Genomic DNA, 15,751 nt, shown 5'->3' with positions numbered 1-15,751 from the left:
TTGAACCGCCCTACTCCGCCGTCTCGCGCAGCCCGGCGCGCGGACCGCGCGCAACGGCCGGCATGCGCAAGCCCTCATCCACAACCCTGACCGGCAACTCGCCCCCGCAGTTGCCGCGGCTGTCCGCGCAGGCAAAGAGCTGCCTGACTTCAGGCACGGGCAAGGGCTTTTGCCGGGCTGCCTGTTGCTGCTCGTTCTGCCCGGGGGTGCCGAGCACCGGCGCGGCCGTGATCACCAGGCTGCCCGGCGTGTAGTCGATGGTGTAGTTTCCATTGGAGGCCAGTAGGCCCTGGTTGATCGCGTAGGCGCCCGCCTGTTCCCCCGCGGCGCGCTGCAACTGGCCGCTGAGCACCGAAGCCGCGCTGTCGCCCGCGGCGAACGGCCCGGTGGTGTAGGTCAGCAAGGGGTCCGCGGTATTGGCCTGCTTGGCCTGGTTGTCCGCCACCACCGACAGCGACGCCGGCGTGATGACGCCGCCGGTGTTGGCGACGTAGCTGACGGCATAGTTGTTGCCGCCGTTGCCGTCGTTCATCACGAGGCCGGCCGCGTTCAGGGTCTTGCCGGTGCCGGCATTCCTGTTGTCGAAGCTTTGCGTCGCCGCACTGCCGATCGCATCGTAGAGCGTGCCGGTGACGACCGGGCCCACCGAGGACGCGGTGCTGCCGTTGTAGACACGGTTGTCGGCCTGCGCCGTCACCGTCAATGCGGCGGGCGTGATGTCGGCCGTGGTGGCCGTCTGGCCGGTGATCGCGTAGTTGCCGGCGTCGGCGCCGCTGTAGTTGCCGGCCAAGGTCACGGTTTTGCCGGTGGCCGCGTGTTTGTCGGCGAAAGTGCCCGTGACCGTGAGCGTCAGGTCGTCGCCGCCTATCAGCCCGCTGTAGGTCGCGCCCGCGGTGTTGACGGTGGCGGCGGTGCTGCCGTCGTAGACCTTGTTGCCGGCCGTGACGCCGCTGACCGTCAAGCCCTTGGGCGTGATGCTGGCCGTCGTCGTGGCCTGGCCCGTGATGCTGTAGTTGCCGAGGTCGGCGCCGCTGTAGCTGGTGGCCAGGGTGACGGTTTTTCCGTTGCCCGCGTTCTTGTCGCCAAAGCTGCCGGTGGCGCTGACCGTGAGGTCGTCGCCGCCGACCAGGCCGGTGTAGCTTGCGCCGCTGGTGTTCACCGTGGCGGCCGTGCCACCGTCGTACACCTTGTCGCCGGCCGTGATGCCGCCCATCGTCAGCGCCTTGGGCGTGATTCTGGCCGTCGTCGTTGCCTGGTCGGTGATGCTGTAGTTGCCGAGGTCGGCGCCGCTGTAGCTGCTGGCCAGGGTGACGGTTTTTCCGTTGCCCACGTTCTTGTCGCCAAAGCTGCCGGTAGCGCTGACGGTCAGGGCATCGCCGCTCACCAGGCCTGTGTAGCTTGCACCGCTGGTGTTCACGGTGGCGGTGGTGCCGCCGTCATACACCTTGTCGCCGGCCGCGATGCCGGTGACGGTCAGCGCTTTGGGTGTGATGTTCGCCGTGGTGGAGGCCTGGCCGGTGATGCTGTAGTTGCCGGCATCGGCGCCGCCATAGCTGCTCGCCAGCGTGACGGTTTTGCCATTGCCCACGTTCTTGTTGCCAAAGCTGCCGGTGGCGCTGACCGTGAGGTCATCGCCGCCGACCAGACCCGTGTAGCTTGCGCCGCTGGTGTTCACGGTGGCGGTGGCGCCGCCGTCGTAGACCTTGTCGCCGGCCGTGATGCCGCCCACCGTCAGCGCCTTGGGCGTGATGCTGGCCGTGGTCGTTGCCTGGCCGGTGATGCTGTAGTTGCCGAGGTCGGCGCCGCGGTAGCTGCTGGCCAGCGACACGGTTTTGCCGGTGCCCACGTTCTTGTCGCCGAAGCTGCCGGTGGCGCTGACGTTCAGGGCATCGCCGCTCACCAGGCCTGTGTAGCTTGCGCCGCTGGTGTTCACGGTGGCGGCGGTGCCGCCGTCGTAGACCTTGTCGCCGGCCGTGATGCCGCTGATGGTCAGAGCCTTGGGCGTGATGCTGGCCGTGGTGGAGGCCTGGCCGGTGATGCTGTAGTTGCCGAGGTCGGCGCCGCCATAACTGCTGGCCAGCGTGACGATTTTGCCGTTGCCGACGTTCTTGTCGCCGAAGCTGCCGGTGGCGCTGACGGTCAAAGCATCGCCGCTCACCAGGCCTGTGTAGCTTGCGCCGCTGGTGTTCACGGTGGCGGCGGTGCCGCCGTCGTAGACCTTGTCGCCGGCCGTGATGCCGCTGATGGTCAGGGCCTTGGGCGTGATGTCGGCCGCCAGCCCGGCCGGGTTGCTCACGCTGTAATTGCCGGCATCGGCGCCGGACAGCAGGCCGGCGCCGCTCAGGCTCACGGCCTTGGCAGTGCCCACGTTCTTGTCGGCGAAGCTGCCGGTGACGCCGCTCAGGTTGACGGCCACGGTGTCGCCGCCTATCACGCCCGACAGCGCGGCCGCGCCTGTGTTCAGCGCGGCGGTGGCGTTGCCGTCGTAGACCTTGTTGCCGGCGCTGACGCCGCTGACCGTCAGCGCCTTGGGCGTGATGCTGGCTGTCAGCCCGGCGGGGCTGCTGACGGTGTAGTTGCCGGCGTCCGCACCTGACAGCAGGCCGGCGCCGGTCACGGTGACCGCCTTGGCATTGCCCACGTTCTTGTCGGCGAAGCTGCCGGTGGCGCCAGCGAGGTTGATGGCCACGCTGTCGCTGCCCAGCACGCCGCTCAGCGCGCCTGAACCGGTGTCCAGCGTGGCGGTGCTGGTGCCGTCGTAGACCTTGTCGCTGGCCGTCACGCCGCTCACGGTAAGCGCCGCCGGGGTGATGGTCAGAAGCCCGCCCACGATGTCCAGGCCCTGCTGCCCGGAAAACGCGGTGTAGGTGCCGGCGTTGCGGCCGCTGGCGGCGGTGCCGGTGCGCGTGCCCGAGGGCGCCACCACGCTGCCGGCCTGCGTCGCCGCGTTGTAGACCGCGCTCACATTGGCCACGTTTTGCGCCACCAGGAAGCTGCGCAGCAGCGGGCCGGTCTGGCCTTCGTAAATGCGCCAGGTGCTGCCGGTGCCGCCCAGGTTGTCGATGCTCCAGCCGGCAAAGGTGGCGGCCTGTTTCATCTGGGCGCTGGTCTTGCCGGTGCCGACGGGGCTGGTAGCCTGCCCCGTGCTGACGGTGTCCCAGTAGCTGTTGGTGACGCCGCCGATCGAGGTGCCGATCAGCCCGCCCGTGGCGCTGTTGCCAGTGACCGCCCCCGTCGCGTAAGTGCGGTTCAGCGCACCGACGATGTGTTCGCCGATGAGGCCCCCGACCCGGGCGGCGCCGGTGACGCTGCCGGTGGCATAGGCATCGGTGAGGCTCGCCGCGCCACCGTAACCGATCAGGCCGCCCACCGCGTCGCCCGTGCCCGTCACGTTGCCCGAAGCATAGACGGCGCGGAATCGTTCCTTTGCGACCCATCCCGGGTTCAAGAAGCCCCCCGCCCCCACCAGCCCGCCAACGCTACCGGCGCCGCTGACGTCGCCGGTGGCGTACAGGTTCTCCATCCAACCCAGGCTGTCCGTCGGGCCGTCGATTCTTGAATGCCCTATCAGCCCGCCGACCATGTTGCCGTTTGCCTCGACCCGGCCCGTTGCGGAACTGTTGACCACCAGCGATTCCGAATATCCGATCAGGCCGCCCGCCTCGCTGTCGCCGGTCCCCGTGGCACGCACGGCACCCTCGGCCCGAGCGTTTCGCACGGTCATCAGATTGCCGCTGGTTCCGATCAGGCCGCCGACCTGGCTGACGCCCTCTACCCTGCCGCGGGCGACGGCATCCGTGACGTCATACACCGTCCTGCCGATCAGCCCCCCTACGTCCAGCCCACCGGTGACGTTCCCGGTGGCTTCCGCATTCGAGACAGGCGCGAGGGCGCTGCCAACCAATCCGCCAGTGGCTTGATAGAGGCCAGTCACGTCGCCGGTCGCTTTGGCGTTGTCGATGGTGCCTAACGCCAAACCGACAAGGCCGCCGACCAGGTAGTAGCCCGTCACGGCCCCGCTGGCCTGGCCATCGGTGAGGCTGCCGCCGTTCAGGTGTCCCACCAGACCGCCGACCCAATGCCCGGCCGCCCCCACGCCGGTGCCGGTGTTCGTCACCGATCCGCTGGCGCGGGCATGGGTCAGCGCCGCTCCGGTCGAGCGTCCTATCAGCCCGCCGGTGTATTGGCCCTGGCTGGTGAGGTTGGCGTTGGACCTTGCATTCTGGATATCGCCACCGCTGTGGTCACCGATCAGGCCGCCGGTGTAGTTGCCGGGTCCATCGACGGTCAGCGCGTTGGAATACGCATCCGTCACAGCGCCGATGTTCTTGCCCACCAAGCCGCCGGTGTAGTTGCCCCCTGAAGTCACGTTACCGGTGGCGTAGACGGTGGTCAGGGTACCCGTGCTGCTCCCCACCAGCCCGCCCGTGTAGTCGCCATTGGACTTCACATCGCCGGTGGCGTAAACGGAAGTCATGTCACCCGTGCTGCTCCCCGCCAGGCCGCCGACGTACTGGGCCTTGCCAACCAGGTTCGTGGCGGTGACGGCGCCGGTGGCGTGGGAGTCGCTGATCGACCCGGAATGGTTGACGCCGACCAGCCCGCCAATACCGCTGTAGCTGTACTGATTGAGGCCATCGGCCAGCACCTCGCCTGTCGCGCTGGCCTGGCTGATGTTGCCGAAGTTCCAGCCGATCAGGCCGCCTACGTTGCGGTTGGTGCTGGAACCAAAACCGATGCCGGTGACGTTGCCGGCGGCGCTGACGTTGACCAGGTTCGCGCCGGACGTTGCCGCCGTGGGGTTGCCATTGGCGCCAATCAAACCGCCCACGTTTGCCGCTCCCTTGACCTTGCCTGTGGCGCGCGCATTCTCCAGGGAGCCCCCCTGCATCCGGCCAATCAGCCCCCCCACATCGTTGTAGCCCGTCGCCGTGACATCGCCGGAAGCCGAGACATCGCGCATAGCCGTGTTGAGAGCAGTGCCAACGAGGCCACCGACATCGCTGAGGCCGGCGCTTGTCATGTTGACCGTGACTCTGGCGTGCGCGTCCTGCAGTGTCCCGCCTGTCATCAGGCCGACCAGCCCGCCGACGTCGTGGCCGGGCCCCGTGAGCGTGCCGGACGCACGCAGGTTGTGCAAGGTGGCGCCGTTGGCGGAACCAGCCAGGGTGCCGTACCACTCGTCCACTCCACCGGTCACGCCGGCCAAATCCAGGTTGCGCACCGTACCGCCGTTGATGCCGGCGAACAGCCCGCCGTTGTTCACTGTCCTGATCTTCAGGTTGCTGATGCTATGGCCCAGCCCGTCCAGGGTGCCGCTCAGCCCTAGCAGCGGCGACGCGCCCTGGTTGCCGTTCCAGGTGGCCGTGGCGGCGGCGTCGATGTCCGCACCCAGTGCATAGCGCAGACTACCTTCGAGGTTGATGGACTGCAGGCCCGTGGCAGAGCCTTCGGTGCCGAGGGTGTTGATAACGATGTAACCCTCACCATTGATGGTGAGAAAGCCCGTGCCCGCCCGGTCGAAGTTGACGCGCCCGGCAAAACCCGTGACCGGATCCACCGCCACCTTGACCTTGCCGCCGGCAACACCCGCATCGGCGCCGTTGGCGGTGCCGGTGTTCATGACCAGGGCCGAGCTGCCGGTGGCGTCCATCACGGCGCGGATGTTGATGTCGCGCGCGGCGGTCAGCGTCAGCGTGTTGGCGGCCCAGTTCACGTTGTCGTTGACGTTGATGTCGCCATTACCCGCCGCCGTGCCGCCGCTGCTGGACAGGATGGTGACGTCGCTGTTGGCCAGGTTGCTGGACAGCGTGGCGCCGCTGATGTCGCCGCCGCTGGCGGCGATGGTGAAGTCAGCGGGGTCTATCAGCCAGGTGCCGGTCTTGCCCTGCGCGGCGCGCGTGCTGACGCGTGTGCCTTCGGCCACCTTGACATGCGCGCCCGAGGTGTCGACAAAACCGCCGTCGCCGCCGGTGGGCGCGGAAGCGTCCAGCGTGCCGCCCACCTGCACCGTGCCACCGTTGAAGCCGCCCAGCAGCTTGATGACGCCGCCGCGGTTTTCCAGGGTGCGCGCCTGGATGACGCCGGTGTTGTTGACCACGGTGCCGGCCAGTGCGTCGGCGGCTTTGGCGGTCAGCAGGGCGGTGCCGCCGTCGGCCTGCATCAGCCCGCCGTTGTGCGCCAGCGCATTGACCGCGCCTTCGTCGACCGCGAGTTTCAGCAGCCCGTCGCCGGAAAAATCAAGCGTGACCTGCTTGCCCGCGGCCAGCGCCACCGTGCCCAGGTTGGCCACCAGCGTACCGGTGTTGCTGACCTCGCCGCCCACCAGCGCAATGCTGCCGCCGTCCGCCGCGCGTATCGTGCCTTCGTTGCGCACGCTGCCGCCTCTTCCGCTGCCGTCGCGCAGCACATAGCGCCCGGCCATGAAGTCGGCGTCGCTCATGCCCAGGGTCGAGGCCACCAGCCCGCCCACGCTGACCTGCGCGCTCTGGCCGAACAGCACGCCGTTGGGATTCAGCAGGAAGACCTGGCCGTTGGCATTGAGCCGGCCCATGATCTGGCTGGCCTCGGTGCCCAGCACGCGGTTCAGCGCGACCGCATTTGCGCCGGGCTGCACGAAGTTGACGGTCTCGTTGCCGGCGATACCAAAGCTCTGCCAGTTGATGGCGAGTCTGGGCGTGGACTGGGTGATGGTGGTGGTGCCGCCGCTTTGCGCGATGTCGCCCTGCCCGGCGCTGACCTGCCCGCCCGCGGGCGCGGCCAGCGCCTGCGCCGCCGCGGCCAGGCCGGCCGCCAGGGCCAGCGCGCGCACGCCGCGCTCGCGTTTGCCCAGGCTGCGTTTTCCTTTGGCGCCGGCCGTTTCGGCCACGGCTTCAAAGCAGGCGCGTGCGTCGTTCCAGATGATGCGGTAGATGTGGTTCATGGCGGTTTTCCCTCACTCAGGTTGTGAATCAAACGGGTTGCAATCCTTGATGCGGCATGGGGCGCGGCGCTTTGGCATGTCAAAAGCTTTTGGCCAGCTGCAGCCACACGCGCTCGCCGCGATCCGGCTCGGCGGTGGCCGGGCCGCCGTGCAGCTTGCGCGCGTAAAAAATACGGGCCGACCAGCCCTGGGCGCCCGCCCAGTTCAGGCCCAGGCCGGCGCCCGACAAGCTGCGCCGGTTGGCCGCGCCGGTGCCCGCACCCGCAGGAAGAGGGTCGGTGTTGGCATAGCCGACGGCGGCATCAAAAAATCCCGCCAGGTGCCAGCCCTCGCCGAGCGGATATTGCAGCTCCAGCGTCAACAGGCTGGCACGGTCCGAGGGCGCCTCGCCCTGCGGGTAGGCGCGCACGGCGCCGGCGCCGCCCAGCGGCAGTTTTTCCGAGGAGTCCAGGTTCTTGCTGCCCCACTGGCCGGTGTAGGCAACCAGCAAGGTGGCCTTGCCCACGCTTTGCTGGCGCACGGCCTGCAGGCCCAGCTTGCCGAAGCCGCCGGCGCTGCGCACCGTGGCCTCGTCGATGGCGCGCGCCGCCGCGCTGTCCATGTCGAGCTGCCCGCGCGTGTAGGTGGCCGACAGGCTCCAGGCGCCGCCGCCGCCCCAGTCGTCGCGCGCGTCGCCCGACACGCCCAGGTTCAGCAGGCTCAGCTGCTTGTCGTCCACCGAGCCGACCAGGTCTATGCGGTCGCGCAGGCGCTTGTGCTCGGCGCTGGCCTGCACGTTCAGGTTGCGCGCGCGTGAACGCAGCAGCGGGTGGGCGGCGAACAGCGTCACGATGGACGCCGTGCCGTGCGCCTCCAGGCTTTCAAACTCGCGGCCCAGGCGGTAGTCCATCGCCGACACGGCGGCGCCCACGCGCGTGCCGTAGCCGCCCACCGGCAGCTGCCAGGCCAGGCGGCCATAGTTCAGGCCCCGGCCCGCGGTCAAGGCGCGCAGCGACAGCAGGTCGCCCAGGCCGGCCGGGTTGTTGAAATAGACGCTGGCGCCCACGCGCGTGCTGCCGGTGGCGCGGCTGCCGAAGTTGTCGGCCTCCAGCAGGCCCGTGACGGCCGGCCCGGGCTCGACCTCGACCACCAGCTCGCTGGTGCCCACCGATGCGCCCGGCTGCAGGGTGGAGCGCACTGCGATGCCGGGCACGTCGGCGGCCAGCAGCAGCGAGCGCTCCAGCGCCGCGTCGTTGACCAGCTCGCCCGGCGCCAGCGCGGCCAGCGGCAGCGGCGCGGGCAGCCCATCCTGCGGCTTCTGCGGCTTCACGGTGATGGCGCTGTAGCGGCCTTCCACCACGGCGATCTGCACCACGCCGTCCTGGATGTCCTGCGGCGGCAGGTAGGCGCGCGCCACCGTGTAGCCGTGCTGGCGGTAAAAGCGGCTCAGGCGCGCGGCCAGTTCCTCCAGCCCGGCGAAGTCCAGCTCACGCCCTATGGCGTCCTGCACCACCGCGAGCAGTTCCGCTTCCGCAAAAACGCTGGCGCCCGAAATCCTGATCTGCGCCACCCGCACCCGGGCCGCGGCCTCTCCCGTGGAGGCCGGCACCGGCGCCGCTTCAGGCGCGGCGGGCAGCACGGCCGGCGCTTCCTCGCGCGGCGCGGGCGCCGGAGGCGGCCGCAATTGCTGCAGCACGCTGCCCGCATCGGGCGGGCCGGCGGCGGCGGCCGGCTCCAGCCCGGCCAGGCAGGCGGCCCCGCACAGCAGCGCCGCGGCGCGGCGCACCGGGCTGGCGGAGATCGCGGAGATCACGGTAGAGGCCGGGCGCCGCGGCCGCGGCAGGCCTGTGGTGGAGCGGGAAGTGGTTTGCATGCCGCGTATGGTGTCGAGGCAGGGGGGCCCCTGCCTCCCCTGTTTCGGGGAGACGCCGCGAAATTTTTTGCGGTCCAATCAGCGCAGCCACTAAGATTTACGGCGGGATCGCCGGCACTTCAACCCAGAAGGAACAAGAAAGTATCCATGTCCATCCTGACCGTGACCCTGGTGGAAGACGACACACCGATACGCGAGGAATTCGCGCGCATGGTGGGTGAAGACGTCGGCCTCAAGCTGCTCGAGGCGGTCGGCTCCTGCGCCGAGGCGCGCCGCAGTTTCTCCTTCGCGCAGCCCGACGTGGCGCTGATAGACCTGGGCCTGCCCGACGGCGACGGCACCGAGCTGATCGCCGACCTGGCGCGCCGCTCGCGCCACACCAGCATCCTGGTGGTGACCATCTTCGGCGACGAGGCCCACGTGGTGCGCGCCCTGCGGGCCGGCGCCCACGGCTACCTGCTCAAGGACACGCCCACCGCCGAATTCGGCCGCGCCATACGCGCCGTCAGCGAGGGCGCGGCCCCGCTGTCGCCGCAGGTCGCGCGCTACCTGCTGCGCAGCTTCGCCGCGCCGCGCATGGACGCGCAGCGCTGGCCGGTGGAGCCGCTGACCCCCCGCGAAAAGGACGTGCTCATGGCCGTCTCGCAAGGGCTGTCGGTGCCCGAGACCGCGCGCCGCCTCGACGTCGCGCCCTCCACCGTGGCCGCGCACATCAAGAGCATCTACGGCAAGCTGGCCGTGCACTCGCGCGTTGAAGCGGTCAACCAGGCGCGCGCGCGCGGACTGATCTGAACATGCGCTGCCTGCGGCTTGCCTGTGCCGCGCTGTGCGCCAGCGCCGCGCTGCTGCTTGCGCCGCCTTCGCGGGCCGCCACGGCGGTCACGCTGGACCAGGCGGTCGTGGTGACCGAAGACGCCGGCCGCCCCGCCGACGTCGATTTCAGCGCCGCCTCCCCCGTGGCCCTGCCCGACAACTGGCGCCGCAGCCGTCCCGGTTTCACCGGCGTCGCCTGGTACGCGATACCGCTGGACGTGCCCCTGCAGGCGGCCGGCGCCACCGGCCCCGAGCAGGACCTCGTGCTCGTCGTGCCGCGCGTGGCCGACATCGGCGAGTTCTGGCTCAACGGCGAACGGCTGGACCTGGGCACCGGCAACGGCTTCACCCGCAACCGTACGCTGTGGGTGCCCCTGGGGGGCCACACGCTCAGGCGCTCGGGCAACCTGCTGCAGGTGCGCGTCACCGGCGGCGCCGACACGCGCGGCGGGCTGTCGCGCATGCGCCTGGGCACCGTGGCTGCCGTGGGGCCGGCCTTCCAGCTGCGCCGTTTCCTGCAGACCATCGCCCCCACCATGCTGATGTTCGCCGTGCCCATCTGCCTGTTCGGCGCCATCCCGCTGTGGTTCAAGACCCGCCGCTACATCCACCTGCTCTTTGTGCTGCTGTGCCTGAGCTGGATGCCCCGCGCGCTGGTGATGCTCGCGCCCGAAGCCGGGCCGCCCGGGCCCGAGTCCCTGCTGTTCGCGCTGGCCAGCACCTTTGTGTCCAACACGCTCATGATCATGCTGCTGCTGGAATACAGCCACTGGACCAGCCCGCGCTGGAAGCGCTACCTCAAGGTGCTCTACGCGGTCATCGCAGTATCCTTCGCGGCCGGGGTGGCCGCCTACCTGCAGGGCCACATGCGGCCCAACGTGGCGGCCGCGCTGCACTGGCCGTATTTCGCCCTGACCATCGCCGTCGTGCTGGCCCAGGTTCGCCGGGCCTGGCGCACACGCCGGCGCAACGAGGTTTTCCTGGCCGTGACACTGACCCTCTGGTGGGCGGCCGTGCTGCAGGACCTGGCCATTCCCGCCGACCTCAACGCCTTCGACAGCTTCTTCATGGCGCCCATGGCGGCGCTGCTGGTGCTGGCCACCCTGGTCGCGCGCACCCTAGAAGGCCTGGCGCTGCACAGGGCCAGCGCCGAGGAAGAAATCAACCTTGCCGTGGCCGGCGTCAGCACCGCGCACGGCCAGGCCCTCGAAGAAATGCGCGCCGAATTCGACCGCCGCAAGGCCGAGGAACGCCAGGCCGTCATCGCCGCCGAACGCACCCGTCTGCTGCACGACCTGCACGACGGCATGGGCAGCCAGCTCATCACCGCGCTGCGCATGACCCGCCGCGACGAAGTGCCGCGCGAGGAAGTCGCGCGCGTCATCGAGGATTCGCTGGACGACATGCGCCTCATCATCGACTCGCTGGACCTCGAAGAAAGCGACCTGCTGCCCCTGCTGGCCAACCTGCGCTACCGGCTGGAACCCCGCCTCAACGCCATAGGCGTGGGCCTGCAGTGGGAGGTCGGCCCCCTGCCCGAGATGGACTACCTGACACCCGAGACGGGCCTGTCCATCCTGCGCACACTGCAGGAAGCCATCAACAACGCCGTCCGCCACGGCGCCGCCAGAACCATCACCGTACGCGCCCGTGAAACCGCCACAACCCTGGAACTGTCCGTCATCGACGACGGCTGCGGCTTCGACACCAGCGCCACGCCCGCCCCCGGCAAAAAACAGCGCGGCCTGGTGGCCATGCGGCTGCGCGCGCAAAAGCTGGGGGGCGAGGTCCGCATCGCCAGCAGTGCGAACGGGACTTGTGTGACGCTGGAGTTGCCGTTGCGGCGCTGAGCCTGGTCTCCCGTAGCTGCCGCGGATCCCGCCGGTTGGCCCATGCGGTCTGTAGGTTACCGGACGGTCTGGCGGACGGATTTTTGCGATAAAGGCCGTGCATCGGTTCCTGGAGCATTTGCCCTGGCCAAAGAGCCATTTACTTGATCCAGGACAAAGCGCTGAGCTGGCAGTGCTCCAGACTGGGGAATGTCGAACGGCCGAACGGCATGGAGGCCACCCCGGGGTGTCTTTCGGGCCGACGCGCGTCAAGTGCCGTCGGATACGGTTCGCTGTTTCAATTCCAATCCTGGGTACACCCTGGATACCTCCAAGGTCGATCAACGATGCTCACGCACAGCACCATCACCACAGACGGCATCGCGCATACCGGCGTCATCCGCGCGCATGAAGAAGCACATCGGTCGCTGCAGCCCGAGGCCATGGGTTTTCTCACGATGCCGACGCGATATCTTTTCTTTACCGGAAAGGGTGGGGTCGGCAAGACATCGCTGTCCACCGCCACGGCGCTGGCGCTGGCCGACGCCGGGAAAAAGGTTTTACTGGTCAGTACCGACGCGGCATCGAATCTCGACGAAATGCTGGGCATCGAGCTGCGCAACATCCCCACACCGGTGCCCGGCGCCCCGGGGCTGTCGGTATTGAACATCGACCCGGACACGGCTGCGGAGTCCTACCGCCAGCGTGTGCTGGCCCAGATGGGCGCGCAGGCCAGCGAAGCGGAACTTTCAACGGTTCGTGAGCAGTTGTCAGGCGCCTGCACCACCGAAATCGCCTCTTTCGATGAGTTCGCATCCCTGCTGGCCGACGATGCGGACCACTTCGACCATATCGTTTTTGACACCGCGCCGACGGGACACACCTTGCGCCTTCTCAGTCTGCCCAAGGCATGGAGCGGGTTTCTGGACGGCAACGACCGCGGGGCATCCTGCCTGGGCCCTCACTCGGGCCTGAAGATGCAGGAGGAGCGGTTCAAGGCGGCGCTGGAGGCTTTGGGCGACCCGGCCAGGACCACCGTGATTCTGGTCACCCGGCCGGACAGGGGTGCGATCGCCGAGGCGGCACGCACCTCCGGGGAACTCCGCGTCTTGAGCCTGAACAACCAGCGGCTGGTGGTCAATGGCGAGTTTCACGCCAGCGACGCAGCCGATGCGGTGGCGGCCGCCATCGAAACTGTCGGGCAGCAGGCCCTGGCAGAAATGCCCCCTTCGCTGCACGTACTGCCGCAAGACAGGGTGCCGCTACGGGTGTTTGACACCGTCGGCTTGCCCGCCCTGCGCGCGCTTCTTGCCGCAGACGCCGGCCGCATGGAAGCCGGCAAGGCGGTGCCTGTAGAACCCGCCGCCCCACTACCGGGTCTGGACGCCCTGGCCGACGAACTGGCCGGAACCGGGCACGGGCTGATCATGGTCATGGGCAAGGGTGGCGTCGGCAAAACGACGGTCGCCGCCGCGCTGGCCCTTGGACTCGTCCAGCGCGGCAAAACCGTGCATCTGAGCACCACCGATCCCGCGGCCCACCTTGCAGGCACGATCAGCGGCGAAGTGCCAGGCCTGCGCGTGGACCGCATCGACCCGAAAGTCGAAACGAAGCGCTACATCGACAAGATCATGGCGGCCAGGTCGCCCGGCCTGGATGCGCAGGAGCAGGCCCTGCTGCTGGAAGACCTCCAGTCGCCATGCACCGAGGAGGTGGCCGTGTTTCACGCCTTCTCGCACGTTGTCAGCGAAGGACGCAGTGCCTTTGTGGTGCTGGACACCGCCCCGACCGGCCATTCCCTGCTGCTGATGGACGCCACCGGCGCCTACCACCGGCAGATGATGCGGGAGTATGAAGGCCAGGGCGCGGCGCGCGTTGTCACGCCATTGATGAGGCTGCAGGATGCTGCCTACACAAAAATCATTCTGGTGGCCTTGCCCGAAGCGACCCCGGTATCGCAGGCCGCAGCACTGCAGGACGACCTGCGCCGCGCCGGCATCGAGCCCTATGCATGGGTGCTCAACAAGAGCGTGCTGGCGGCCGGCACCACGGACCCCCTGCTGGCGGCGCGGCTTGGGGGTGAACGCAAGCAGATGGATCGCATGGCCGGGGGACTGGCCAAACGCGTCTTCATATTGCCCTGGCTGATCCGTCCGCCGGTCGGCGTGGTGGAGTTGTCCAGACTTGTGGCGAAAAAGTGAGAAGGTTGATACGGGCCTGGAGTAATGGGATGGCCCCTTTTAAAGGTCCGAAAACCGGAATCCTCGCAGCCATTTAAAGCGGGCTCAACTCCTGCCGCCCAAGCACCCGCACCACAAGACCGCCCAGATCGGTCGAAGCTTCAACTTGCAGCAGCATCCCATGCACGGCCGCGATGCGCTGCACAACGGACCAGCCCAGCCCGCTGCCGCTTTCGGTGTTGCCGGTCACCCGGAAAAAGCGCTCACCCAGGCGCCGGCGTTCGCCTTCGGTCATGCCCGGGCCGCTGTCTTCCACACGCAAAACCACCCGCCCATCCTGTTGCTGAAGCGACACCTTCACGCGCGCCATCCCAGGGCTGTACCTCACCGCGTTGTCCACAAGGTTGCGCACCAGCACGGCCAGCAGGATTTCGTCGCCCTGAAGATGGCAGGATTCGGCGGCGTCCAGTTCCAGCGTTTGGTTTTTGCTGATGGCCTTGGGTGCCAGCTCCGCGACCACGCGCCGCACCAAGGCGCTCATGTTCACTGGCGCAGACGCCGGCAGTGCGGCGGCGTCCAGCCTCGACAGGGTCAGCAACTGCTCCACAAGCCGGGCCGCCCGGTCGCAGCCCTCGAGCGTGTTGTGCAGCGCTTGCCTTCGCGGCCCTTCGGCGGTTTCGCCCAACGCCACCTCGGCCTGTGCCCGGATGGCGGCAATCGGGGTGCGCAACTCGTGGGCGGCATCGGCGGTAAAGCGCCGTTCGGACTCCAGCAGCGTAGCTATGCGCACAAACAGGGCGTTCAGGGCGTCAACCATGGGCACCATCTCCGATGGCACGCCGTCCACGGCAAGCGGCCGTATGGCCGCCGGTTGCCGCTCGGCCAACGCTTGGCCGAGCCGGCGCATGGGTGCAACGCCGCGGTACACGGCCCACCACAGCGCCAGGGCGAGCAAAGGAAGAGCCAGCGCCATGGGCCACAGCGTGCTGCGCAGCACCGCCAGCAAGATGTCGTTGCGGGAGGCCGTTTGCTCCCCCACATACACCTGCACATCGTCTTCTGCGCCGTAGGTGGCAAACACCCGCCACGCTGAACCGGCCATCTGCACGGTGGTGAACCCGGTTTTGAAATGTTTGCTGCGCTCGATCATGGGCGTGACAGGTGCGTTTGCGGAACGCAGCGTAAGCCGGTTCTCATGAAACACCTGGAACACCACTTTGGGCGCGTAGCGGTGCAGTGTTGGCGTATCAACGCCACGGTCGCCCTCCTCCGATTCCCGTGCCTGCTGCACCACCAACAGGGCGGCAGCCTGGGCCAGGTGGCCATCAAGCAGTTCGTCAAGTTCATGGCTCGCATCCAGCCATGTCAGCGCCGCGGTCGCCAGCCAGACCGTCAGCACCACGGAAAGCACCATGGCCATCAGCCGGCCCTGCAGGGAGCGCGGCCGCGTCATCACGATTTCTGCGCGTCGCGCTGCAACATATAACCGACACCACGCACCGTATGGATCAGCGTGCTGCCCAGCTTGCGCCGCAGGTTGTGGACATGAACTTCCACGGCGTTGCTCTCCACCTCCTTGCCCCAGCTGTAGAGCTGCTGCTCAAGCTGTTCACGGGAAAGGACTCGGTTGGCACTGAGCATGAGTGCTTGCAACAGGTCAAATTCGCGGGTAGACAGTGTGATGGACTGACCGGCCTGGTGCACGGAGCGGGCGGCCGGGTCGAGCACGACATCCTGCGCACGCAGGCACTCCTGCGGTTGGCCGTGCGCACGGCGCACCAGCGCCCGCAGGCGGGCGGCCAGCTCATGCATATCGACCGGCTTGACCACATAGTCGTCGGCTCCGACATCAAGTCCGCGTATGCGGTCCGGCACCGCGTCGCGGGCCGTCAGTACCAGCACAGGCGTTACGAAGCCCGCCCGCCGAATGTCGCCCAGAACCTCCAGGCCGTCCTTGCGCGGCAATCCGAGGTCAAGCACCGCGGCGTCATAGACCTGTGCACGCAACTCGCGTTCTGCGGCCATGCCATCGCGAACCCAGTCAACCTGAAAGCCAAGCTGTCTCAGGCCGGACTGCAGGCCGTCACCAAGAAGCGGGTCGTCTTCAGCAAGCAGGATGCGCATGCGGCAATTGTCCCATTTGTTCCACGGGAGC

General features: G+C 68.4%; 7 protein-coding genes. 3 read left to right on the top strand and 4 right to left on the bottom strand.

Translation table 11 applies throughout. From position 1 onward, the window contains the following. Positions 1 to 10 precede the first annotated feature (10 nt). Together ACLV74_RS13010 and ACLV74_RS13005 are read right to left on the bottom strand one after the other, a co-directional pair. Complete coding sequence (locus tag ACLV74_RS13010) at positions 11 to 6,922, bottom strand: YDG domain-containing protein (RefSeq protein WP_411879805.1); 6,912 nt, start codon at positions 6,920 to 6,922, stop codon at positions 11 to 13. A 79-nt stretch (positions 6,923 to 7,001) separates the two neighbouring features. Further along, positions 7,002 to 8,774 carry a ShlB/FhaC/HecB family hemolysin secretion/activation protein gene (locus ACLV74_RS13005; RefSeq protein ID WP_411879804.1) on the bottom strand — a complete coding sequence of 591 codons (1,773 nt, stop codon included), beginning with the start codon at positions 8,772 to 8,774 and terminating at the stop codon, positions 7,002 to 7,004. A 147-nt stretch (positions 8,775 to 8,921) separates the two neighbouring features. Here ACLV74_RS13005 and ACLV74_RS13000 point away from each other — a divergent pair, with 147 nt between their 5' ends. The 3 genes from ACLV74_RS13000 (at position 8,922) to arsA (ending at position 13,617) form a co-directional block, all read left to right on the top strand. Then, positions 8,922 to 9,566 (top strand): response regulator, encoded by a 645-nt coding sequence (locus ACLV74_RS13000; RefSeq protein WP_411879803.1) that lies wholly within the window; start codon positions 8,922 to 8,924, stop codon positions 9,564 to 9,566. A 2-nt stretch (positions 9,567 to 9,568) separates the two neighbouring features. Next, complete coding sequence (locus ACLV74_RS12995) at positions 9,569 to 11,437, top strand: sensor histidine kinase (RefSeq protein ID WP_411879802.1); 1,869 nt, start codon at positions 9,569 to 9,571, stop codon at positions 11,435 to 11,437. A gap of 422 nt (positions 11,438 to 11,859) precedes the next feature. Then, complete coding sequence (gene arsA / locus ACLV74_RS12990; protein ID WP_411879857.1) at positions 11,860 to 13,617, top strand: arsenical pump-driving ATPase; 1,758 nt, start codon at positions 11,860 to 11,862, stop codon at positions 13,615 to 13,617. A 73-nt stretch (positions 13,618 to 13,690) separates the two neighbouring features. On the opposite strand, the gene ACLV74_RS12985 is transcribed toward arsA, so the two are convergent. Further along, on the bottom strand, positions 13,691 to 15,049 hold the full coding sequence (locus ACLV74_RS12985) for an ATP-binding protein (RefSeq protein ID WP_411879801.1): 1,359 nt from the start codon (positions 15,047 to 15,049) through the stop codon (positions 13,691 to 13,693). Beyond that, positions 15,049 to 15,720, bottom strand: coding sequence for a response regulator (locus ACLV74_RS12980; protein ID WP_411879800.1), 672 nt, complete (start codon positions 15,718 to 15,720; stop codon positions 15,049 to 15,051). The genes ACLV74_RS12985 and ACLV74_RS12980 overlap by 1 nt, the downstream gene beginning before the upstream one ends. Positions 15,721 to 15,751: the final 31 nt, after the last annotated feature.

It is taken from the genome of Polaromonas sp. YR568 (genome assembly GCF_943369415.1).
Taxonomy (GTDB): Bacteria; Pseudomonadota; Gammaproteobacteria; order Burkholderiales; family Burkholderiaceae_C; genus Polaromonas.
This window is presented reverse-complemented; position numbering and strand designations above follow the sequence as displayed.

Excerpts from the sequence above, each read along its gene's own strand:
- ACLV74_RS13000 (WP_411879803.1), top strand. The coding sequence starts at position 8,922 with ATGTCCATCCTGACCGTGACCCTGGTGGAAGACGACACACCGATACGC.
- ACLV74_RS12980 (WP_411879800.1), bottom strand. The coding sequence starts at position 15,720 with ATGCGCATCCTGCTTGCTGAAGACGACCCGCTTCTTGGTGACGGCCTG.
- ACLV74_RS13010 (WP_411879805.1), bottom strand. The coding sequence starts at position 6,922 with ATGAACCACATCTACCGCATCATCTGGAACGACGCACGCGCCTGCTTT.
- ACLV74_RS12995 (WP_411879802.1), top strand. The coding sequence starts at position 9,569 with ATGCGCTGCCTGCGGCTTGCCTGTGCCGCGCTGTGCGCCAGCGCCGCG.
- ACLV74_RS12985 (WP_411879801.1), bottom strand. The coding sequence starts at position 15,049 with ATGACGCGGCCGCGCTCCCTGCAGGGCCGGCTGATGGCCATGGTGCTT.
- ACLV74_RS13005 (WP_411879804.1), bottom strand. The coding sequence starts at position 8,774 with ATGCAAACCACTTCCCGCTCCACCACAGGCCTGCCGCGGCCGCGGCGC.
- arsA (WP_411879857.1), top strand. The coding sequence starts at position 11,860 with ATGGGTTTTCTCACGATGCCGACGCGATATCTTTTCTTTACCGGAAAG.